The sequence below is a fragment of the Oceanimonas baumannii genome (genome assembly GCF_002245495.1).
Classification (GTDB): Bacteria; Pseudomonadota; Gammaproteobacteria; order Enterobacterales; family Aeromonadaceae; genus Oceanimonas; species Oceanimonas baumannii.
In genome coordinates, this window is record NZ_NQJF01000004.1 from 63,559 (window position 1) to 84,613 (window position 21,055).

The following is a 21,055-nucleotide window of genomic DNA, read 5'->3' on the forward strand; positions in this document are numbered from 1 at the left end:
TTAATAAGCGCCGCCAATAGCAGGCCGTAAATTGTCATACAGCGGTATGAACTTGTTCAGTTCACTGCTGCTCATACTCTGGTTAATTTGTTCAAGATGCGTAAGTGCCCGGCTGATGCTGGCCTTACGCAACAACAACACGTTGGGATAGATCCGCCTCGCTTCAGTCAGCACCAGAGCTGCCCTCTCCTGCTCATCTGCCCGCATTAACGCCAGGTAAGCATTGTAATAAATGCCCGATCTGGGCGTATGCAGCAGAAAACGTCTGGCCCAGCCGGCATAATCCAATAGTGCTTCCCGATCACGGCTCTGCAGCGCCTTTTCCAGCTCGGCATGGTGACGATAAAACGCCGTCCTGTCGTGCCAGATAAGAGGATTAAGCACATGCCGGAGTGACGATGTCTCCCGTTCCGGCGACTGGGCATAAGCGGTAATCTGCTGGCTGGCAACCAAGCCGGTTGCCATAAACAGCATAACACCCAGCCCCCAGGCTCTCACCGGCCAGCGGCTCCAGGATGGTGGTGCCGGCAACATCACTCGCCGGCCGTGCCCGGCATCAATGACATAAAGGAGTACCAGCACCATAAACCAGTGCGGCAGCGAGTGATACATGGGAAACTCGGTCTGGCTGTGTACAAACACCGGCATCAGAATGCCCGTCCAGGCCAGCGCTTGGGCAAAGGGAGCCTGGCTTAACAAACGCATGGCCAGCCAGATCATGATAATTAACCCCAGTAAGGGGGCGGCTCCCCCCTCAATTGCCCATAACAAAAACTCATTATGAGGATGCCCCATCTCGGTAAACAGCGGCAGGGCATCAGGGGTCAGCTCACGCCAGTCGGCATAAGTCCGGTAAAAAGCTGACTCAAAACTGCCATAGCCATACCCCGCCAGCGGCTGCTCCAGCCACATACGTAAACCATGGGCATAAATATCAAACCGACCATCCACCTGAGTATAAATATTCAGGCTGCGCTTGCTCATGTCGAATATATCGAGTCCGAATACGCCCACGCCGATCCCAAGGGGTATCAGCAACAGACTGGCCAGCAGTCGTTTGGAGCGGCTGCGCAACAGGGTTTGCCAGATCAGCGGTAACAGCAACAACAGCCCCAGCAACAACCCCAGCTGCCCGGCCCGGGACTGCAGCAACACCACCAGCATGGCACCGGCTCCTAATACCACGGCAAACCAGCACGACTTCAGCAAGAACGGACGACGCGGATACTTGGCCTCATTCAGCCATAAATACACCGCCAGTATCATGCCCGTCGCCACAAAGCTGGCCATCACATTGCGGTGCTGGAAAATACCGTAGGGAGAGCGGACATCGGTGTTGTAACCAAAGACATTGCCCGGCTCCAGCACAAAGAATTGCACCAGCCCCAGCAGCATTTCCATGCTGATGGCCAGCAGCAGACAGTAGAGCAGCCAGCGACGTCCCCGCTCACTGAAACGGCACTGCTGCAAAGCCAGAAAGAACAGTAATCCGCCGGTCAGTCCGAGCATGCGTGGCAACGCCTGGCCCGCCACCGAATTATTGTGCCAGTAAAAAAATGGCAGCCACAGCAACAGGCTGGAGGCCGTCAGCCCAAGCCAGAAGCGGCTGGTGAGCAGGCGTCTCCGGTGCCAGTTCCACAGCCCCAGCGTGGTCATCAGGCCAACAAAAAACCAACCGGCAATATTAAACGGCAGCTGTAGCCCGGTGCCAAACAGATGAGGTAAATACAGATGCATACCAACCAGCGTAAATACCGCCATGCACACCAGCATGGTCTTGGCCAGACGCTCTTGCTTAAGCAGTTGCACATACTTCATCAAAGGGCAGACACTCGCGAACCGGTTAGCGATAACAGATTCCCTACTTTACCCAAGCGCACCTGAAAAAGCATGATGCTGACGGTGACTGACGGGCAAAAACCGGCGCAAAAACAAATGGGCCGGAGTGTCTCCGGCCCATCATGAACTCCACTCGTCGCTCAGAACTCGAACTTATAGAACAGATCAATCGCCTGGCTCAAGCCACTGGTAGCCTGCAGATACAGCCGTGGCAGCAGCTCGTAGCGCAGGCGCAGCTCACCAATAGAGGAAAAGACCCCCACACCGTAGCCAATTTGCAGGCCTGGCAGAACATAAGCACTGATGTTTACCGCGGTGCTTTCTCCCGAGCCGCTGGTATCCAGCGCTACATCCTGCAATCCCAACGCCTCGCCAACACCACTGACCAGGCCACCTACTTGCCCTACTCCGGCTCCCAGCAACATGGACTGCACCAGCGCATTGCCGTCACTGCCGTCGCCTCCTTCCAGTCCGCGTCCGCGTAGCAGCCAGGACAGCTGTTCGGCCTGAGGCATACCCGGCTCCGAGAATACCTCCAGCTCGGGCTGCGAGGCATTGCCGGTTACCCGTACCCCCACCACCACACTGCTGTCCGACATACTGGACGGATTACGGATCGCTTCCACCCGCAGGTTAGGTTGATCCAGCGGGCCGCTGAACAAAATACTGCCGTCGCGGATCAGCAGGCTCTGACCATAGGACTGGAATTTCCCCTCCTCCAGACGAATTTCACCGTTGGCCCGCATAATCCGCCCGGGAGGCTGCACGACCCGCAACTGGCCTGCCAGCAGGGTATTAAGGCCAAAGGCCTGCAAGCGCACATTGTCACCCAACCGCACCCGCAAACGAATATCCAGCGGCAGGGAGGGACCGGTTTCAGGAATGGTGCCCGACGGCTGCACAATCACCACATCCGATGATTTGGACACGGCACTGGCAGGCAGCTCTTTCACCTTGATGCGCGCCCAGGGAATGAAAATGTCACCCCGTACCTTTGCCTGCTCCCCCAGGGTAATCTGCAGATCCGGGCTGACTCGCACCCGTCCCATCCCCGGATAACCCGCTTCCAGTCCATCCCCTTTCAGACGAATCTCCCCGCTGACCGGCATGGCGCTCCAGTCCAGCTCGCCGCCGATATTCAGTGGCCCCTTGCCGACCAGCAAGCTGCCGTCAAGAGCCGCCCGGCTCCCCTGCACCGACAGCCGGGTAGTGAGATCCCTCACTTTTACCATGTCGGCATAGGTGTCCACCTCGCCCCCGGTCAGAGCAATATCACCATACATCAGCGGCTGATCAAGGGTGCCTGCCAGACGCACATCACCGGCCAGTGCGCCTTCCAGCCGAGCCACTTCCGGCAACAAGGGTACCAGCCAGTTCAGCTGCAGTTCACTGATACGCAGATTCCCCTCAAGGTTGCGGGCACCGTCCAGCGCACTGACCCGGGCATCCAGACGCAGCCGGCCCAACGGCTCAGAGTCAAAGTCAATTTCACTGATCAGCCGGTTATTCACCACCTCACTCTGCAACTGCAGCCGTTCGTAGCCAAGACGAGTGTCACCGCTGACAAAAGTGCCCGCCGTGGTGCCGATGTCCGCATTCACCCTTGGCGCTTCACCTGTTTTCCAGCTGGCGTTTACCCGACCTTCCAGCATGGCTTCCCAGGCAAAGTCATCCGGGAAAAACGGCTCAAGACGCGCCAGATCAAAGTCCTGAATGGACAGCCCGGCCTGCCCGCCTTTACTGCCGGCCAGGACTTCATTGATACACACAGACGCATCCAGTGAGCGCCAGCAATGCGCAGCCGCGGAAAACTGACCTTCGGCCTGACGCCAGGCCAGTGCCACCGGGCCGGAAGCCGCCCAGCTATCCAGTGGCGTGTTCAGCTCAGCCTGCTGCAGCTGGCCACGCCAGCCACTGTCGTTCAGGCCACCAGCCAGCGCCAGCTCAAGCGCCAGCGGTTCGCCATCAGCGGTCAGGGTCAGCCGGTGAGACTGCTGGTTACCACCGGCGTTCAGGGCCATATCGGACAACTGCATGGTGCCGGCATTCAGTTTATTCACCGTCAGGCTCAGATCCCCGGCTGGTGCCTCTCCCAGCACCATATTAGCCTTCAGCGCCAGTCTGCTGGCTTTGGTTTCATTAAAACCGGCCAGTTCACTGTTGAAACTGGCCTGTACCTGCGGTGCCGTGCGCGCGCCGCTGACCTTGAAGTTTCCTTTAAGATCACCAAACAACCCGGGCGCATACACCGCCAGCTTGGGAGCCGTCAGACTGCCATCCAATGCCCAGTTCTGATCAATACGGCCATTGGCCGTTAACCGGTTATCACCATTGGCCAGCACCAGGTTGTTGATATCACCTTCCAGATCCTGATTCAGGTTCAGTGCACCGGTCAGCGACAGAGGATGATTGCGTAGAACACCGGTGATATCGGGAGTGGCGGTCAGCTGCCACTGCTCACCGCTGAGCTCAAACCGGCTGGCAATGGCACCGTTAAGCCGGCCTTCAAAGCCTTCCGCAAAGGCCGACGGATCCAGCTCATTCAGCGCCAGTTCACCCTGCCAGCGTACCCCATTGCTCCAGCCGATCTCACCGGTCAGACGGGTTTCCCCCTGAGGCAGGGTCACCGTCAGTGGTTCAATACGAGCCTGCTCCAGGTTACCACTGACATTCAGATCCAGCCCCAGTGGCAGTACTCCCGGCCCACTGGCGGTTGAGCTGAATGTCATCCGGTAATCCTCCAGCGCGCCGGTCAGTGCCAGGTTACCTTCCGTTAACTTCCACTCCGGCACTGTCAGGGGCCAGCCCAGCTGCTTCCAGCTTAAATTCACGCTCAGGGGCAATTCCGGTTTCAATGGCTCAGCCTGCACGGTGGCCTCGGCGGTGACCGGCCCACTCAGGGTCAGCTCAGCGGCCAGCCTGGCCAGGCTGTCCCGTAACGAAAGCACTACCTGCTGGCCATTAAGCTGGCCGTCGAGCAGAGGTTCGTGCAGGGTGGCATTCAGGGTCGCAGCCAGCGGATAGTCCCCGTTTAAGGTAACTTCTGCGCTCAGGCTGGCATCGGCAAAAGGATGAGCCAGCTCCAGCTGCGCTATCCGCACCACACTGCCTTCACCTTCCAGCTCAACGGCCAGCCGATGAATGTCCTGTGTCTGACCGCTCTGCACCAGGGTACTGTCGGTCAGCGCCAGCTGCTCAATCTTAACCGGAAATGGCAGCACGATTTCCGGCAGTACAATGGCCTGCTTTTCGGCGGCCGGTGCCGGCGGGGTGTCATCGGCACCCGTCACCGGGGTCATTTCAATACGCAGGCCGCTCATTTGCGGTCCGGTAATCACCATGCCATCGTCGTTCCAGTGGGCTGCCACCTTCAGGCTTTGCCAGCCAATGCGCTGACCGGGCAACACAATATTGACCCGGTCAGCGTTTATTTCATCCAGATCGATAGTAAACGGCGGGCTCAGGCTGGTCAGCGGTTCGCTGTCGGCAGCCGGATCACTCTCAGCCACGTCCCGCACCTCTACTTCAATATCGGCGGCGTCCAGCCGACGCAGCCAGAAACGGCCATCCACCATTTTGCCCAGTTGCCAGTCAAGTGTGACCTGACTGGCACGAAACGCCAGCGAGTCCTGCTCATAAGCCAGCTCGGAAAATGTCCAGCCACTCAGCAGCTGGCCCGATACCATGGTGCCTTCCAGCCCTGCAAGCTGCTTTTTGGCCATGCCCCACAGCCACTGGTTACCGGTGTGCGTAAACAATAAACTGGCCACCAGCATCAACAGCAGGCAAACCGTAACCAACAGCCCCAGCAGCAGGCGTTTCAGTCGCATCATAATTCCGGTCCAAGTGTAAAGTGCAGACGCCAGGGAGTGTCTTCTTCACTCACCGCAAACGCCACATCCAGGCGCACCGGGCCTACCGGGGTCAGCCAGCGTAACCCAAGTCCCGTGCCTATTTTCCAGTCATCCTGATAATCGTTGGTGGCGGTACCGGCATCAACAAAGGTAGCCACCCGCCATTTGGGGGCAAAACGATAGTCATATTCCAGACTCAGCGCCGTACTGTATTTGGCCCCCAGCCGGTCACCGTTCTCATCCAGCGGTGTAATCGACTCGTAGCTGTACCCACGCACCGTGGTATCGCCACCGGTAAAGAACCGTAATGACGGTGGCAGATCGTTAACACTGTCCACCCACACTGCTCCTTGCTCGGCCCGGGCCAGCAAGCGGTGATCTTCCGCCAGGGTCCGCAACCATTTGCTGCGCCCCCAGAAACGTACAAAGCGGGTATCGGACCCCCACCACGGCTCGGAAAACTCCAGGGTCAGGCTCTGACTGTCACCCCAGTAAGGATCTATGCCGCCGCGAAGACGGGTACGGCTGACGGTAGCGCCGGGGATCAGCAAAAAGCTGGAGTCTTCCTGCTTGCCCTGGGTATATGACTCATACTCGGTACGCAGAAACACATCGCGGGTCCAGTCGTTGTCATCAATATTCCAGCGATGCACCCCTGCTACCAGCCGGTCACTTTCAGTGTCGTTCTGATCCAGCCGCTGATAGCCCCCCTGAATGGTGTAATACTCTTCCAGTGGATGGCCGCGAGGAATTTTATATACCAAGGTGACATCCTGGGATGGTGCCGACACTTTCAGACTGGTGCTTAGGCTGTGGCCCAGGCTGTTAATCCAGGGTTTTTCCCAGGTCACCGACGCCCGGGGCCCTTCATCGGTAGACACGCCCAGGCCCAGCTCCACTTCATTATCGGCTCTGGCCTGCAGCAATACCGATAAGGGCACCTGGTTCTGCTCATCGGCGTCGGCTACCCTGGGCAACACTTCTACTTGTTTGAAATAGCGGGTAGACGACAGCGAACGGCTCAGTTCTGCCAGTTTATTGGCATGATAAGGCTCGCCGGCATGTAATGTGATCAGCGGCTCAATCAGCCGATCGGCCGGTCTGTCGGAATCGACCTCCAGTTCACCAAAGCGATAACGCGCTCCGGAATCAAAATCGAGCACCACCTCGGCGGCCTTGTCCCAAGGCATGACTTTTACCTGGCTGGCACGATAAGCGGCATCGAAATACCCCCGGCGCAGGGCCAGACTGAGCAAGCTGCCCTTGGCCTGCTCATAGGTATTGTGATGCAGTATGTCGCCTTCCTTGATGGCAAAGTTCTGCCGCAATTCGGCAAAGGCCGGATCGGTTTCGGCATCCCCGTGAAGCAATACATTTAATGAGCGGATGCGCACCGGCTCGCCGGCCCTGACCTGTACGGTCACGTCTTTTGGGCTTTCTTCGCTTTGCTCCAGCTCTATTTCCGGATTGTAATAGCCCAGCGCCTGCAAACTGTCGGTAACCGCACCCATAATCTGCTTGCGAAAACGGGACAACTGCTCCACTTCGATGTCCGGCAACTGATCAAGGTAGATCTGCGTATTGTCTTTCAGCTCACCTTCAAGACCACGCAGGCGCAAGTCCACCTCATCGGCCTGCGCCGGCAGGACAAGCAACATCAGCGCCGCCAGCCCCCAACTTGCTCGTTTCATAGCGCCACCCGCTTTTTTCATTAATTATTTATCCTGTGCATCGGCGAACTGCCCCAAACATGGCACACTTGCGCATTCTTTTATCATGGCCGGAGCCAATCTATGTCTTCTGTTTCAACACCCTGCCATCTGCTGGGGATGGCCGGTTTCAGCGGCAGCGGCAAAACAACCCTGCTCAGAGCGCTGCTTCCTCAGTTGCGTGCCGAGGGCCTTCGTCTGGCAGTGATTAAGCATACGCACCACAACGTAGAGCAGGACACGCCGGGCAAAGACAGCTATGAGCTGCGCCATGCTGGTGCCTCGCAGACCTTACTGGCCGGCCCTGAACGCAGCATTTTAACGCTTGAGTCCCCCCGGCCGCAGGAGCCAACCCTGACGGCATCACTGGCCATGCTTGATACTTCCGTGCTCGATCTGGTGCTGGTAGAAGGCTTTCGTGATGAACCGGTGAGCAAGCTGGAAATTCACCGCCCCGCCCATCAAAAGCCGCTGTTATGCCAGCACGACCGGCATATCCTGGCCGTTGCCACCGACGATCCTGCCTTACCGGCCCCCGTGCCATTGCTTGACCTGAACCAGCCTCACATGATTACTGCCTGTATTCTCGACTGGCTCACTACCGGCCGGCTAACAGTGGTTGCATGCTAAGCCCGGCTCCGTCCGGATAACCACATACCTTTCGGTAAGCAAAAAACAGCAAGGGATGCTGCTGATAAAACTGACGGTGACGTGCCTCAGCCGGCACAAACCGGCTCACCGGTAAAATACGCACCGCCAGCGACTGGCTCTGTTCCAGCCAGAGTCGTGAGCGGCTTTGTCTGGCCCACTTTAACTGCAGTGAACCCTGTACAAACAGTGCCGGGCTGTATTCCTGACCGCGATCACAAAACTGGCCCGTGCTGTCTTTTGTATCCACTGCCTGCCAGTAAAGGGTCAGCAAATCGCCATAGGTCAGCACCTTATGGTCATAGTGCACCCGCACTACCTGGCGCCGTGGTTGCCGGGTCTCCCCCTGCATCCAGCCCGGCTCGACACGTTCAATGCCGGGCCGGCCGGCAAACAGGGACTCCATCACCCAGAAACTGCCACCGCCAAACACAGCCGTGCCCGCCTGGGTATAAAAAACAGGCAAAATGGAAATAACCATCAGCATTACAAATCGAGACACACCATTCCTTTTTCTGACGTTTCAGCCTCTTTTTCCAGGCTACTATGCTAACCGATTGAAACCATTTGAAAACCCCAAGACTTATGATGGTAATAAAACTTGGCCTGAATAATAACGGCGCAAACACAAAACCATGGCGGTGCAGCTAAACTGTTTACATAAGAACCCCTGAAACGGGGCGCAGAGGCAGATTATGGATGTGATACCGCACTCGGAACATTCTCCGGGCCGTCTGACGGATCAGCAGCCCGAGGTACAGCATACCGCCAGGCGACGCTGGCGCTGGATGTTGTGGCTTTTTTTATTCATGCTGCTGGGTGCCTTAACACTGGCCGTGCTTGATGAATTGCGCACATCCCGCCTGCAAAGCCGGGAACTCTCCCGCTACGCTGCCACACTGACCTATCAGCTGGAACCGGGACCGAGCCAGACAGTGCAATTTCCGCAAGACGGCCCCTTTGACCAGCGCTTGGGCTACACCCGGCTGCCGGCACTGCTGGCCAGGCTGGAACAGCAGCACTTTGTGGTGGAGCAACAAACCCAGTTCTCAAACGCCCTGCTCAGCTACAGCCAGCGCGGCTTTTTCATTCCTTACCCCGAAAAACACCGGGCCGGGCTGGGTCTGAGCGACTGCCGGGCCGAACCTGTTTATGAGCATTTTTATCCGCAGCGCCATTTTGCTCACTTCCACGACATTGCACCGCAAATTCTGAATACCCTGTTGTTTATTGAAAACCGGGCGCTGCTGAACACCGAGCAACCGCTGGCCAATCCGGCAGTAGACTGGCCCCGCTTTGTAAAAGCGGCGCTGTCGCAACTAGGCCGGGCACTCGCGTTACAGGATGACTCCGCCGGCGGCAGCACCCTGGCCACGCAAATTGAAAAGTTCCGTCATTCTCCCGGGGGATTGACTCACTCCGCCAGTGAGAAATTACGTCAGATGATCTCGGCCAGCGTCCGCGCCTATCAACAAGGCCCCGAAACCCTGGCTGCCCGCCAGCGGGTCGCCCTGTCTTACCTGAACTCAGTTCCGCTGGCAGCCGCCCCCGGTCATGGTGAGGTGCATGGTCTGGGCGATGGCTTATGGGTATGGTTCGACACCCGTCTTGAGCGGGTAAACACTCTGCTTGATCCTGCACAGAATGCCGGTTTGCCTATGGACGAACAGGGACTGGCCCTGCGCCGGGTCATGGCATTAATGATTGCCCAGCGCCGGCCATCATATTATTTATTCGCCGGCCGCAATGAGCTGGAAAGCATCACCGACAGCTATTTACGACTGCAGGCCGATGCCGGGTTAATTACACCCGCCCTGCGCGATGCCGCGCTGGCCAGGCAGCTGCACTTTCGCGACTTTAGTGACAATCCGGTGCTGCAGCGGGTTGAAGGCAGCAAGCTGCTGCATGCATCCCGCGGCCGGCTGGCGGGCCTGCTGGGCCTTGGCTACTACGAGCTGGACCGGCTCGATTTGCAGGCAGAAACCACCCTGAATGCCGAGCTGCAACAAAAAGTCAGCCGCTATCTGAACGAGCTGGCCGATCCGGAGGTGGCGCGCACTGCCGGACTTTATGGCAAGCGCCTGCTCTCGCCGGAAAAAACCGCCGATGTACGTTACAGTTTTACGCTGTTTGAACGGGGTGAACACAGCTTTAATGTCAGGGTACAGACCGACAATACCGGCCAGCCATTTGATATTAATGACAGCAGCAAGCTGGAGCTGGGCTCTACCGCCAAACTCAGAGTGCTGACCACCTATTTGCAAATGGTGGCCGAATTACACCGGCTCCATGCCGACAAAACCCTGCCAGCCCTCAAAGAGCTTACGCCTCACCGCAACGACACCCTCAGCCGCTGGGCCCTTGATTATCTGATGCGTCATCATGCTGATCGCGACCTGAACAGCATGCTGGCCGCGGCACTGGAGCGGCGCTTTTCAGCCAGCCCCCATGAACGCTTTTTTACCGGTGGCGGCCTGCACACCTTTGCCAACTTCCGTAAACAGGACAATGGCCGGCGTCCGACCATGATTGAATCCCTGCGTGAATCGATTAACCTGCCCTTTATACGCCTGATGCGCGAGCTGGTGCGCCACGCTCTTTACCAGGACGAGCAAAGGGCACGATTACTAAGTGATGACAAAGACCCCCAACGGCTCACCTATTTACGACAGTTTGCCGATAAAGAGGGGACCGTATTTCTGCGCCGTTTCTGGAATAAATATCAGAACAAAACTCATGAAGAGCGGCTCGACGCCTTTTTTGCCAGTGTACGCCCTCTGCGCAGCCGGATGGCCGCCGCGCACCGCTATTTGCAGCCCGAAGCCGGCCTGGATGAGTTCAATGCCTTTATGCGCAGGCAACTGCCCCTGGATCATAAACTGACCGACAGCCGGATAGAAAAACTGTATCACCAGCATGGTCCCGGCGCATGGAGCCTGCCTGATCAGGGCTATATTGCCCGTAAGCACCCGTTGGAAATGTGGCTGTTGGGCTATTTGCGTCAGCACCCAGAGGCCAGTTTCAGTGATGCAGTGGCCGCCAGTGCCGAGCCCCGTCAGGAAGTTTATGGCTGGCTGTTTAAAACCCGACACCGTAGTGCCCGGGACAGCCGGATGCGTACCATGCTGGAAATTGAAGTGTTCAGTGAAATCCATGAACGCTGGCAACAACTGGGCTTTCCGTTTGATCAGCTGGTGCCCTCACTGGCCACCGCCATTGGCAGCTCGGGTGACAGACCTGCCGCCCTGGCCGAACTGATTGGCATTATTCTAAACGATGGCGTGCGTGTGCCGGTGGTGCGCATTAACTCACTGCGTTTTGCCGATCGTACCCCCTATGAGGTCCACCTTGGTCCGGACCCTAATCGTGGGCAGCGGGTGATGCCAGCCGAGGTCGCCACCGCCCTGCGCTATGCCCTGTCTCAGGTGGTTGAAGGCGGCACCGCCCGCCGCTTGCAGGGCAGCTTCAGCCTGACCGATGGCTCGCCACTGGTGCTGGGCGGAAAAACCGGCACCGGCGACAACCGCATAGAAACCGTGACCCGCTATGGTCAGGTCATCAAGTCCGAAGCCCGCAACCGCACTGCTACCTTTGTGTTTTATCTGGGAGACCGCCACTTTGGCACCCTCACCGCCTATGTGCCAGGTGAGCAGGCCGACAACTTCCACTTTACCTCCGCCCTGCCGGTACAGGTGCTGAAAGGCATGGAGCCCATTCTGCGTCCCTACCTGCAACCCGGTGCACAAACACTGTGCCACCAACAATTTGCTGCCAGTGAACATGTCCCGCGCAATGAGGGGTAATACAAGGCGATAAGCGGTAAACCATATGGTTTAAGCAGGGTCAACGCAGTGCGTTAACCGTTACCGCTGAGACGCCGGGTGGCATAACCGGCTGACCCAGAGCCCGCCGCCACAACCAGGAAAGCGCGGTGCTGTTATGGCCTTCACTGAACTGACGGGGGACATCAAGGGCCTGCCACTCGCCCTGTGTATTACGCCGGGCCACCGCAAAGTTAAACACGTACCCCGGCTCCTGCCCCATGCGCAAGTCGGTGACCACCAGCTCATGATTGTGTTCACTCAGCCGGAAAAACCCTTTGGTAAACCAGATCATACGTGCCACATATGGCTGGGTTTGCCATTCCCTGAGCAGGATCGAGTCCACAGTATGAAACACCAAGGGAGTGGGCTCGGTATCCAGCAACGACACATGTCCTTCCCAATATCCGTCCGGGGTCATGACCAGCACCCGCCACAGCAGGGTATTAAGCGGTGCCGGCGTTACCAGCACCCGCTCTGCAGCAACCTGCTGCTGTGCCAGCAGAGTGTGGGCTTTCTCCTCCGCCAGCCCCTGTGCCACCAGACTCCAGCCCAGGTAGAGCGTGCTGACCACCAGCCCCAGCCGGTTGGCGCTGGTGCTTTTACGGCGCAGGGCAAACCACAGCCCCGCCAGTAATGGCAAGGTATAAAGCGGATCTATAATGAAAATGCTGCCGGCCCCGAAGGGGTAATAGGTAAACGGCTGCCCCAGCTGGGTGCCGTATACCGTCATAAAATCAATACCCACATGGGTCATTAATATCAGCCAGATGGCCAGCGTCCAGCGTTGCCAGTGCGCCTGCCGGCCCAGCAACCAGCCACACACAGGTGCACACAAGGTAAGATAAAACAGTGCATGGCTGGCCCCTCTGTGTTTGGTCATATTGCTGACGGGGTCACCATAATCAAAGATGACATCCAGATCCGGCAAGGTGCCAAATGCCGCACCGGCCAACGCCGCTCTGCCCATGCCGACTGTCCGTCCCATCACGGCCACCCCTACGGCAGCGCCCAATGCTATTTGAGAAACCGAGTCCATGCTGCCTCATCCGAAATAAAATCAGTTTTTACCATACAGTCTGATAGCATGTGAGTCCTTGATTTTTATGCACTCATCGCCATGCCAGTGACCAGCCAGCTTACTCTGCCTGCCATTCCCCTCATTGCCAACCCTGCCCTGCAACAACAGTTGCAGCAAAAGGTCAGTAACAAAACCAAACCACCCGGTTCCCTCGGCACACTGGAGTCGTTGGCCATCCGGCTGGGGCTGATTCAGCAAAGCCTGACACCCGCCATTCATCATCCTCAGGTAGCAGTATTTGCCGCCGATCATGGCCTCACCGATGAAGGCGTTTCCGCCTTTCCTGCCGCTGTGACCCCTCAGATGGTGCATAACTTTTTGCAAGGCGGTGCCGCCATCAATGTATTTGCCCGCCAGCACAACCTGGCGCTGCAAGCCGTGGACGCCGGAGTTAACGCCGATTTTACTCCCCATGCCCGGCTTATCGATAAAAAAGTACGCAAAGGCACCCGCAATGCTCTGCATACGCCGGCCATGACCCGCGACGAATGTATCCAGGCCCTGCAAGCTGGCATGGAGCTGGTGCAAACTCTGCCCGGTAACCTGCTGCTGACCGGTGAAATGGGCATTGGCAATACCTCGTCCGCCAGCTTGCTGCTGGCACGGCTAGGCAAACTGCCGGTAGCGAAATGTACCGGCCGCGGTACCGGACTGAATAATAACGGCCTGCACCATAAAACCCGGGTGCTTCAGGCAGTGCTGAGCCGCCATGCCAGCGCACAAACTCCACTCGACGTACTGACTGCGCTGGGCGGGCTGGAAATTGCCATGATGGCCGGGGCTCTGATCCAGGGGGCAGCGGAGCGGCGCATTTTACTGATGGACGGCTTTATTGCCGGTGTGGCCCTACTGGTGGCCAACAGGCTGGCACCGGGCACCTGCGACTATGCCGTGTTCGGGCATGGCTCAGCCGAACCCGGCCATCGTTATGTGCTGCAATTACTGAACGCCACCCCCTTGCTCGAACTGAACCTGCGCCTTGGCGAAGGCAGCGGTGCCGCCCTGGCTTACCCGCTGTTGCAGTCTGCCTGTGCTTTTATAAACGAAATGGCCAGCTTTGAAGATGCCGGCATCAGCGGAGCCAGCTCATGAAGCACGAACTGACCCTGCTGCTGGTGGCCACCCAGTTTCTGACTCGTCTGCCACTGCCGGCACTGAAGCACTTTAACCCCGACTGGCTGCATCAGAGCAGCCGGCATTTTCCGGCGGTAGGGTTGTTGGTGGGCGCATTATGCGCCCTGATTTACTGGCTGGCGGACCTCGCTTTGGGTGTCGTGCCGGCAGCTGTGCTCAGTACCGCCTTTGGCATTTATATTACCGGAGCCTTTCATGAAGATGGCCTGGCCGACACCTGCGACGGCCTGGGCGGCGGTCTCACCAAGGCTCGGGCCCTGACCATCATGAAAGACTCGCGCCTGGGAACCTTTGGTACCCTGGGACTGGTTCTGGCATTGCTATTAAAAATAGCGCTGCTGGCCAGCATGATACCGGTAGCGGCCATGGCAGCACTGATGCTGGCCCATAGCGGATCGCGGCTGGCCTGTATCAGTTTGATCACCCTGTTACCCTATGGCGGAGACATTGAGCATGCCAAAGCCAAACCCATGGCACAGCGGTTAACGCCTTTTCAGTGGGGAATGGCCAGCCTGTGGCTGCTGCCACCATTGTGGCTGCTTGGCCCGGTATTTGACTCTGTGCAGATAGTGCTGGCCGTTCTGCTAGCTGCCCTGGCCACCGCCTATATGTATCGTTTGCTTAAACGCCGGCTGAATGGCTATACCGGGGACGGACTTGGCGCCACCCAGCAACTGGCAGAAATCGCTATTTATGCCGGGCTGGCAGCACAGCTATGACACTCTACATCTGGCGTCATCCCAAACCGTTACATGTTCAGGGCCTTTGCCTTGGCCATACCGATGCCCCCGCTGAACAGCGTAAACTAAAACGGCTGGCAGGTCAGATCCAGCGGTTTGCCCGCCGGCACCGGCTGCCTAAAGTCATTTACACCAGTCCGCTGCAACGTGCAGCCGGGGTGGGAACCTTGCTGGCGGCACAAGGATGGCAATGGCATTCAGTAACAGAGTTAAAAGAAATCAATTTCGGCCACTGGGACGGCCGTCCCTGGAATGAAATAGAAAAAACGGAAATTGACGCTTGGTGTAACAATTTTGCAGGCTTTGCACCGACCGGCGGCGAAAGCCTGCAGCAGCTATTTGGCAGAGTAAGCAGCTGGCTCAGCCAACTGCCGGATAAGCCAGTACTGGCGGTGGGACATGCCGGCTGGATGAACGCCGCCCGCCTGTTGGCTCAGGGCCACCATACTCCGGACAGCCCATCTCTTTGGCCAGCATCGGTAGCCTACCGGCAGCAAATAGTTATTTCAGTAACTCCAGCTTGACCGATGCCACTCCGGCCCTGAGCATGCCCACTTCCCGAGCCGCTCGTTCGGACAGATCGATAACCCGCCCGTGGGCATAGGGGCCTCTGTCGTTAATACGCACCACCACCACCCGGTTATTGTTCAGGTTAGTCACCTTTACCCGGGTGCCAAATGGCAGGGTTTTATGGGCAGCGGTGAGATCGTTTTTATTAAAACGTTCTCCACTGGCTGTTTTCAGGCCATGATGACGCCCACCATAATAGGATGCCTTGCCCTCACCCAGCAGCATCACCTGCCGCGATGACGGCGAGCTGGCACCGGACTGGGAGGCACACGCCGACACCCCCAGCAATAAAAACACCAAACAACAACGCAAGAATAAACGCATGATCATATCACCACGTTAATTATTGCATTTCCAACCAGACGACCAGCGCCACCGCCTCTTTGGCCGAGCGGATTGTCAGTTTGGGAATGCAGCAAATACCCAGCCCCGCAGCAAATTGGCGCAGGCCGGCGTTCAGTTCCGACAGGCATATTAGATCCGGCAGCCCCTTCCAGTACAGCCCCAGCTGTTCATTTTGCGATAAAACATGCACCCGACCAGCACTGTCGATAAGCCGATCTCCGGCATGCCAGTGATGCTCATTCAGCTCTTCGGCTTCAGTAATATGAATAAAATCATGGGTATCCGTGCAATAGACAATAGCAGGAAACTGGCAGCTCATAGATAAACCACGGTACGGTGCAAAAGCGGAACTATAGCAGGCAGGAAAGCAGGTAAGAAGGGCCGCCACGGAGGAAGACCCGGTAATTCCTACGGGGAACGGGATAAGTGCAACTGTGGTGAACGCGGCGCTCACGGTTTATCCCCGCGCCTGCGGGGAACGGAGGTCGGTGCGTCAGCTTGTCGTCCATCAGCCCGGTTTATCCCCGCGCCTGCGGGGAACGGGAACCGGCGGCGGATCCTCTGGCAGACACGACCGGTTTATCCCCGCGCCTGCGGGGAACGGTTGCCAGGATCTGTAATATCAATTACGACAACCGGTTTATCCCCGCGCCTGCGGGGAACGGGCCGTGCGTGCGGAACACGTCGATTCGCCATTCGGTTTATCCCCGCGCCTGCGGGGAACGGCGCTGAAGCGTGACCTGCTGCGCCGCTGGACGCGGTTTATCCCCGCGCCTGCGGGGAACGGCATCTCGCCGTAACACAGCGGCACAGGCCGGCCGGTTTATCCCCGCGCCTGCGGGGAACGGGGCCAGGTAATCACCGAACTTGTCCGACACATCGGTTTATCCCCGCGCCTGCGGGGAACGGATGGCCTGCAGGCAGATGGCGAAGCAGTCGGCCGGTTTATCCCCGCGCCTGCGGGGAACGGGGCAGCAGCTCCGGGGCCCACTCGGGAAAGTCCGGTTTATCCCCGCGCCTGCGGGGAACGGCTCGGGACGCAGCTCCGGGGTTAGATAGCCCGCGGTTTATCCCCGCGCCTGCGGGGAACGGTAGTTGTTTCTTTGGCACCTACTTCACTCGCCCGGTTTATCCCCGCGCCTGCGGGGAACGGCCTTTGATGCCCTTTATCTCGACGGACTCTGCCGGTTTATCCCCGCGCCTGCGGGGAACGGGTCCTTCACCCACAGCGGGTAATCGGCGCGGCCGGTTTATCCCCGCGCCTGCGGGGAACGGGTTGCAGGGCCCGGAACGAAGCTATCCCACGTCGGTTTATCCCCGCGCCTGCGGGGAACGGTTGCCCCTATCCTTTCCGGTTGGTGCATATCCCGGTTTATCCCCGCGCCTGCGGGGAACGGGTAGCCACAGCATACGTCGTAGAGCAGGGCAGCGGTTTATCCCCGCGCCTGCGGGGAACGGGACCCGACGACGAGCTACCACTATTTTTTTACCGGTTTATCCCCGCGCCTGCGGGGAACGGGATTCGGAAATATTTCCCGAGAACGCTGGCTGCGGTTTATCCCCGCGCCTGCGGGGAACGGTCGGGCAGTAGAATCTGGCTAACCGCAGGTGGCGGTTTATCCCCGCGCCTGCGGGGAACGGGAACTACGTACAAGAAGGCGACGCCCTGACGCTGGTTTATCCCCGCGCCTGCGGGGAACGGCCCAAGATATACCGTTGCCACATTTTCACGCCCGGTTTATCCCCGCGCCTGCGGGGAACGGCTGCTTGAGCTGTTCGCGACCAGACCTTGTGGCGGTTTATCCCCGCGCCTGCGGGGAACGGGCTGCCACCCACGCCCAGCTGATTGCCCGAGCCGGTTTATCCCCGCGCCTGCGGGGAACGGTCCAGCCCCTCAAACAGCCGCATGGACACGCACGGTTTATCCCCGCGCCTGCGGGGAACGGCACCCTTCAGGCTGGTGAACAGTTTATCGAGGCGGTTTATCCCCGCGCCTGCGGGGAACGGCATTTTGTTGAGTCTGGCCACAATGTTGCCGTCGGTTTATCCCCGCGCCTGCGGGGAACGGACGAAAACGGGGAAACTGGCTGGCGAGTCACCCGGTTTATCCCCGCGCCTGCGGGGAACGGACCATGGCATCAATAATAAATGCCGATACCGCCGGTTTATCCCCGCGCCTGCGGGGAACGGCATGGGGGGCCTGGATGAATAAACCCACCCTGCGGTTTATCCCCGCGCCTGCGGGGAACGGCCTGGCGCTTAAAGGTGCGGGTAGCGGTAATGCGGTTTATCCCCGCGCCTGCGGGGAACGGCAGGTAGTCAGCCACCTGAGCCGGCAGCAGGCCGGTTTATCCCCGCGCCTGCGGGGAACGGAGGGTGCCGTTCTGCATCCAGGCATCAAAGTCCGGTTTATCCCCGCGCCTGCGGGGAACGGGCCTGATGACTTACTGTAGCGTCCCAGTTCCACGGTTTATCCCCGCGCCTGCGGGGAACGGGCGGTTGTACCTTTCACTGCGAAAGTAAGTAACGGTTTATCCCCGCGCCTGCGGGGAACGGTGGTCCCGGGTGTCGTAACGGGCATCTGTATCCGGTTTATCCCCGCGCCTGCGGGGAACGGTTCAGCGACGGGTCATTAAGCAGGCCGTAGTTCGGTTTATCCCCGCGCCTGCGGGGAACGGTAGCCATTCGGTTGTGTTCTTACGCACAGTTGCGGTTTATCCCCGCGCCTGCGGGGAACGGTTCAATGAAGTCCACCGCCCAATTGATATTATCGGTTTATCCCCGCGCCTGCGGGGAACGGGAAAGTATTGAGGCAAAAGAGTGGGCGGCCTACGGTTTATCCCCGCGCCTGCGGGGAACGGACAGGGGGGTGAGCATGCCGAAGCTGCTGCCGCGGTTTATCCCCGCGCCTGCGGGGAACGGTGTCGCCGGAACTGGGCGGTGCGCGCCTTGTGCGGTTTATCCCCGCGCCTGCGGGGAACGGTAGGCTGAGTGCAGTTCGGGCTTGGGAGTTACCGGTTTATCCCCGCGCCTGCGGGGAACGGCTTACGCAGACGCTCGTCCTCCTCATTCAATCCGGTTTATCCCCGCGCCTGCGGGGAACGGCTGACAGATGCTCCATTCAGATTCATCGTAGTCGGTTTATCCCCGCGCCTGCGGGGAACGGACTAAACGTATATTACTGATTTAGATGACTTTTTCCAGGCATGAAAAAGCCACCAACTATTCCATGTTTTTAAAGATCTATAACCTACTGATTTTCAACAGGATAGAAAGACACTAAGCGCAGCCCATCCAAGTCCACCGGCATGCGCCGATTCTGGCCATAGGTCTGGAATTCAAATCCCGACTCTGAGTTAGTCGCCCAGGCCATTACCACGTTGCCTTGTTCAGCCAGTTCGGTGATCTGCTCCCAAATCATTTCTCTGATCCGCTTGGATACATCACCCACATACACTCCCGCCCTTACTTCAAGCATCCAGACGGCAAGCCGGCCCCTGAGACGGAAGGGCACACTTTCAGTAACCACCACTAGCATGCTCATTATCAGCCACTCCTGTGTCCTTCTTCACCCAACGGCTTTGGCTCGGGAATCGCAATGGGCTGAGCATCTTTTGGAGGCGGCGGTGGCTCTATTTCACCAGCGGCCAGCACTTCTTCAATAAGAGGGATGAGCTTTCCCAGCGTATTGCTGCTTCGAAAAATATCCCGGCAGGCAATTCGTACTTCTCTATCGGGACTGGCAGGAGACTTGCTCGCTATCTCAAAGGCTTTGGGAACCACATCATCAAATTTGATGATATCAGCGATGTCATACACAAAAGATAATGGCTTTCCTGTATGAATAAACCCAATCGCCGGTGCATATCCGGCCGCCAAAATGGCGGCCTCAGTAATGCCATACAGGCAGGAGGTGGCAGCACTGATGCACTGATTAACCTTATCACCTTTAGACCAGTCTTTCGGATCATAACGGCGACCGTTCCACTTAACGCCGTACTGTTTTGCCAGCATGGCGTAAGTAGCCCGTACCCGACTGCCTTCAATGCCCCTGAGTTGATCCACGGAACGGCGGCTGGGTGCTTCTTCGCCAAAGCGCAACTCAAACATTTTACGCACTACTTTAAGACGAAGATCTTCCTCCAGGGCCAGCTTGGCCTGATATAACAGCTTATCGGAACGGGCTCCGCCTGGCTGCCCGGAGGCATAAAGACGTACACCCGCTTCGCCAACCCATACCAACAAGGTCCCGACAGTGGCAGCCAATTTGGCAGCGGCATGAGAAACCCGGGTGCCGGGCTCCAGCATAATGCAAGCCACCGAGCCAACGGGAATGTGAGTGCGCACACCACTTTTATCAATCAGCACAAAGGCACCGTCAATCACATCAATCTGTCCATATTGCAGAAAGATCATGGAAGCTCTGTTTTTAAGCGGTATCGGTTTGAGGGGAATAAAGGCCATGCATCAGCTCCCTAAAAGTTCCGCGAATTAAATCCTTCGAATTAACATCAGGCCACAGCCGAAGGCCTTGGATCTTCCGACTCCTCTCGCAAGACTCTCAATAAAAGTTTCCGGTTTATCAACAGTAAGAGAACCGCTGAGGTTAATTGAGCTGAACATGGCACCAGTACCTTTGCCCTTGATATGGTGCTGCAAATATCCATCGGCTTGCATGGCATCATCAGAGCACTGAATACCAATTTGTTGACTACGCTGTTGCCACCAGGTCAGTAAAGCCCGCTCGGATATGGTTTTTAATGCCAGTTCAAGCGCTGAGCTTCTGCCCAATCTCGCTTCCAGCTCGCCACAATAGCGACCGTTTTCAATCACTGTATTCCAGCGATGAATATCTTCATCTGTCGCCATATCCAGCAACCGGTGCTTCAGGTTTTTTTTGGTACCCTCAGTGGACAACTCCAGCAACTGTGCTTCCTGATACAGCCATTTCTGCTGGGCATCCATCAAAACATCATGCCGTTTTCCGTTACGGCACACCGTTGGGTTTACCCTGAGTTGAAAGCCAAGTTGTTCTCCTGACTTAAGCTGAGGTAAAAATGGCCTGCTTTCCACCTGAAACAGCTGCTCGGCATTATCAGGCTGCTCGCGGGAAAGCACATAAAAAACAGGCTCTCCCTGAGGGACCAGACGACCATCACTCTGCTCGTGACGAAATAAAAAGCTGCGTTCACTTTGCTGGGTGAAAAGCCGCCACAGCAGCTGATGATAGCCATACACACCTTTGTGCATGGACTTAATTAACTCGGCTCTGGCCGATGGTGCATCAGCCAGGGTTACGCGGGATAAATACATG

15 protein-coding genes and 1 CRISPR repeat array are annotated in these 21,055 nt (G+C 57.7%); of the genes, 5 read left to right on the forward strand and 10 right to left on the reverse strand.

Going from position 1 to position 21,055, the window contains the following annotated elements:
- The 3 genes from B6S09_RS05655 to tamA all read right to left on the reverse strand — a co-directional run bounded on the left by B6S09_RS05655 (nucleotide 1) and on the right by tamA (nucleotide 7,384).
- Entirely contained in the window at nucleotides 1-1,818 is a 1,818-nt protein-coding gene (locus B6S09_RS05655; RefSeq protein WP_094277536.1) for a PglL family O-oligosaccharyltransferase, read from the reverse strand.
- A gap of 161 nt (nucleotides 1,819-1,979) precedes the next feature.
- Entirely contained in the window at nucleotides 1,980-5,672 is a 3,693-nt protein-coding gene (gene tamB, locus B6S09_RS05660) for an autotransporter assembly complex protein TamB (RefSeq protein WP_243832761.1), read from the reverse strand.
- Nucleotides 5,669-7,384, reverse strand: coding sequence for an autotransporter assembly complex protein TamA (tamA, locus tag B6S09_RS05665; protein WP_094277724.1), 1,716 nt, complete (start codon nucleotides 7,382-7,384; stop codon nucleotides 5,669-5,671). Before tamA ends, tamB begins: the two co-directional genes overlap by 4 nt.
- A gap of 102 nt (nucleotides 7,385-7,486) precedes the next feature.
- Between tamA and mobB the strand changes: the two genes are divergently transcribed.
- Nucleotides 7,487-8,032: a molybdopterin-guanine dinucleotide biosynthesis protein B gene (gene mobB / locus B6S09_RS05670; protein WP_094277538.1), complete on the forward strand. Its 546-nt coding sequence runs from the start codon at nucleotides 7,487-7,489 to the stop codon at nucleotides 8,030-8,032.
- Here the strand turns inward: mobB and B6S09_RS05675 are convergent.
- On the reverse strand, nucleotides 8,001-8,552 hold the full coding sequence (locus B6S09_RS05675) for a peptide-methionine (S)-S-oxide reductase (RefSeq protein ID WP_243832760.1): 552 nt from the start codon (nucleotides 8,550-8,552) through the stop codon (nucleotides 8,001-8,003). The genes mobB and B6S09_RS05675 overlap by 32 nt on opposite strands.
- Before the next feature lie 193 nt (nucleotides 8,553-8,745).
- Here B6S09_RS05675 and B6S09_RS05680 point away from each other — a divergent pair, with 193 nt between their 5' ends.
- Nucleotides 8,746-11,853 carry a transglycosylase domain-containing protein gene (locus B6S09_RS05680; RefSeq protein ID WP_094277539.1) on the forward strand — a complete coding sequence of 1,036 codons (3,108 nt, stop codon included), beginning with the start codon at nucleotides 8,746-8,748 and terminating at the stop codon, nucleotides 11,851-11,853.
- 40 nt (nucleotides 11,854-11,893) lie between these two features.
- On the opposite strand, the gene B6S09_RS05685 is transcribed toward B6S09_RS05680, so the two are convergent.
- Nucleotides 11,894-12,910, reverse strand: a complete 1,017-nt coding sequence (locus tag B6S09_RS05685) for a metal-dependent hydrolase (protein ID WP_094277540.1) — start codon at nucleotides 12,908-12,910, stop codon at nucleotides 11,894-11,896.
- Between the two features lie 81 nt (nucleotides 12,911-12,991).
- Between B6S09_RS05685 and cobT the strand changes: the two genes are divergently transcribed.
- Genes cobT through B6S09_RS05700 form a run of 3 tightly spaced genes read left to right on the forward strand, consistent with a single transcriptional unit; the run spans nucleotide 12,992 to nucleotide 15,350 of the window.
- Nucleotides 12,992-14,044 (forward strand): nicotinate-nucleotide--dimethylbenzimidazole phosphoribosyltransferase, encoded by a 1,053-nt coding sequence (gene cobT / locus B6S09_RS05690; RefSeq protein ID WP_094277541.1) that lies wholly within the window; start codon nucleotides 12,992-12,994, stop codon nucleotides 14,042-14,044.
- A complete protein-coding gene (cobS, locus tag B6S09_RS05695) occupies nucleotides 14,041-14,805 on the forward strand; it encodes an adenosylcobinamide-GDP ribazoletransferase (protein ID WP_094277542.1) in 765 nt (254 codons plus the stop codon). The genes cobT and cobS overlap by 4 nt, the downstream gene beginning before the upstream one ends.
- Nucleotides 14,802-15,350, forward strand: coding sequence for a histidine phosphatase family protein (locus B6S09_RS05700; protein ID WP_094277543.1), 549 nt, complete (start codon nucleotides 14,802-14,804; stop codon nucleotides 15,348-15,350). The genes cobS and B6S09_RS05700 overlap by 4 nt, the downstream gene beginning before the upstream one ends.
- Here the strand turns inward: B6S09_RS05700 and B6S09_RS05705 are convergent.
- From B6S09_RS05705 to cas6e, 5 genes are all read right to left on the reverse strand, one after another.
- Nucleotides 15,328-15,720: a septal ring lytic transglycosylase RlpA family protein gene (locus B6S09_RS05705; protein ID WP_094277726.1), complete on the reverse strand. Its 393-nt coding sequence runs from the start codon at nucleotides 15,718-15,720 to the stop codon at nucleotides 15,328-15,330. The genes B6S09_RS05700 and B6S09_RS05705 overlap by 23 nt on opposite strands.
- A 19-nt stretch (nucleotides 15,721-15,739) precedes the next feature.
- Nucleotides 15,740-16,060 (reverse strand): DUF4144 family protein, encoded by a 321-nt coding sequence (locus B6S09_RS05710; protein ID WP_094277544.1) that lies wholly within the window; start codon nucleotides 16,058-16,060, stop codon nucleotides 15,740-15,742.
- 134 nt (nucleotides 16,061-16,194) lie between these two features.
- Nucleotides 16,195-18,907: direct repeats of the CRISPR family, unit length 29 nt; unit sequence CGGTTTATCCCCGCGCCTGCGGGGAACGG.
- Between the two features lie 84 nt (nucleotides 18,908-18,991).
- Nucleotides 18,992-19,285 carry a type I-E CRISPR-associated endoribonuclease Cas2e gene (cas2e, locus tag B6S09_RS05715; RefSeq protein WP_094277545.1) on the reverse strand — a complete coding sequence of 98 codons (294 nt, stop codon included), beginning with the start codon at nucleotides 19,283-19,285 and terminating at the stop codon, nucleotides 18,992-18,994.
- A gap of 2 nt (nucleotides 19,286-19,287) precedes the next feature.
- The gene (gene cas1e, locus B6S09_RS05720; RefSeq protein ID WP_094277546.1) at nucleotides 19,288-20,205 is read right to left on the reverse strand and encodes a type I-E CRISPR-associated endonuclease Cas1e; all 918 of its coding nucleotides are present in this window, start codon (nucleotides 20,203-20,205) and stop codon (nucleotides 19,288-19,290) included.
- A 27-nt stretch (nucleotides 20,206-20,232) separates the two neighbouring features.
- The gene (gene cas6e, locus B6S09_RS05725) at nucleotides 20,233-21,054 is read right to left on the reverse strand and encodes a type I-E CRISPR-associated protein Cas6/Cse3/CasE (protein ID WP_094277547.1); all 822 of its coding nucleotides are present in this window, start codon (nucleotides 21,052-21,054) and stop codon (nucleotides 20,233-20,235) included.
- Nucleotide 21,055 lies beyond the last annotated feature (1 nt).

What these genes read in the sequence shown, in the direction of transcription:
- B6S09_RS05705 (WP_094277726.1), bottom strand. Translation starts at nt 15,720, where the DNA reads ATGCGTTTATTCTTGCGTTGTTGTTTGGTGTTTTTATTGCTGGGGGTG.
- cas6e (WP_094277547.1), bottom strand. Translation starts at nt 21,054, where the DNA reads ATGTATTTATCCCGCGTAACCCTGGCTGATGCACCATCGGCCAGAGCC.
- mobB (WP_094277538.1), top strand. Translation starts at nt 7,487, where the DNA reads ATGTCTTCTGTTTCAACACCCTGCCATCTGCTGGGGATGGCCGGTTTC.
- cas2e (WP_094277545.1), bottom strand. Translation starts at nt 19,285, where the DNA reads ATGAGCATGCTAGTGGTGGTTACTGAAAGTGTGCCCTTCCGTCTCAGG.
- tamB (WP_243832761.1), bottom strand. Translation starts at nt 5,672, where the DNA reads ATGATGCGACTGAAACGCCTGCTGCTGGGGCTGTTGGTTACGGTTTGC.
- tamA (WP_094277724.1), bottom strand. Translation starts at nt 7,384, where the DNA reads ATGAAACGAGCAAGTTGGGGGCTGGCGGCGCTGATGTTGCTTGTCCTG.
- cas1e (WP_094277546.1), bottom strand. Translation starts at nt 20,205, where the DNA reads ATGGCCTTTATTCCCCTCAAACCGATACCGCTTAAAAACAGAGCTTCC.
- B6S09_RS05680 (WP_094277539.1), top strand. Translation starts at nt 8,746, where the DNA reads ATGGATGTGATACCGCACTCGGAACATTCTCCGGGCCGTCTGACGGAT.
- B6S09_RS05685 (WP_094277540.1), bottom strand. Translation starts at nt 12,910, where the DNA reads ATGGACTCGGTTTCTCAAATAGCATTGGGCGCTGCCGTAGGGGTGGCC.
- cobS (WP_094277542.1), top strand. Translation starts at nt 14,041, where the DNA reads ATGAAGCACGAACTGACCCTGCTGCTGGTGGCCACCCAGTTTCTGACT.
- cobT (WP_094277541.1), top strand. Translation starts at nt 12,992, where the DNA reads ATGCCAGTGACCAGCCAGCTTACTCTGCCTGCCATTCCCCTCATTGCC.
- B6S09_RS05710 (WP_094277544.1), bottom strand. Translation starts at nt 16,060, where the DNA reads ATGAGCTGCCAGTTTCCTGCTATTGTCTATTGCACGGATACCCATGAT.
- B6S09_RS05655 (WP_094277536.1), bottom strand. Translation starts at nt 1,818, where the DNA reads ATGAAGTATGTGCAACTGCTTAAGCAAGAGCGTCTGGCCAAGACCATG.
- B6S09_RS05700 (WP_094277543.1), top strand. Translation starts at nt 14,802, where the DNA reads ATGACACTCTACATCTGGCGTCATCCCAAACCGTTACATGTTCAGGGC.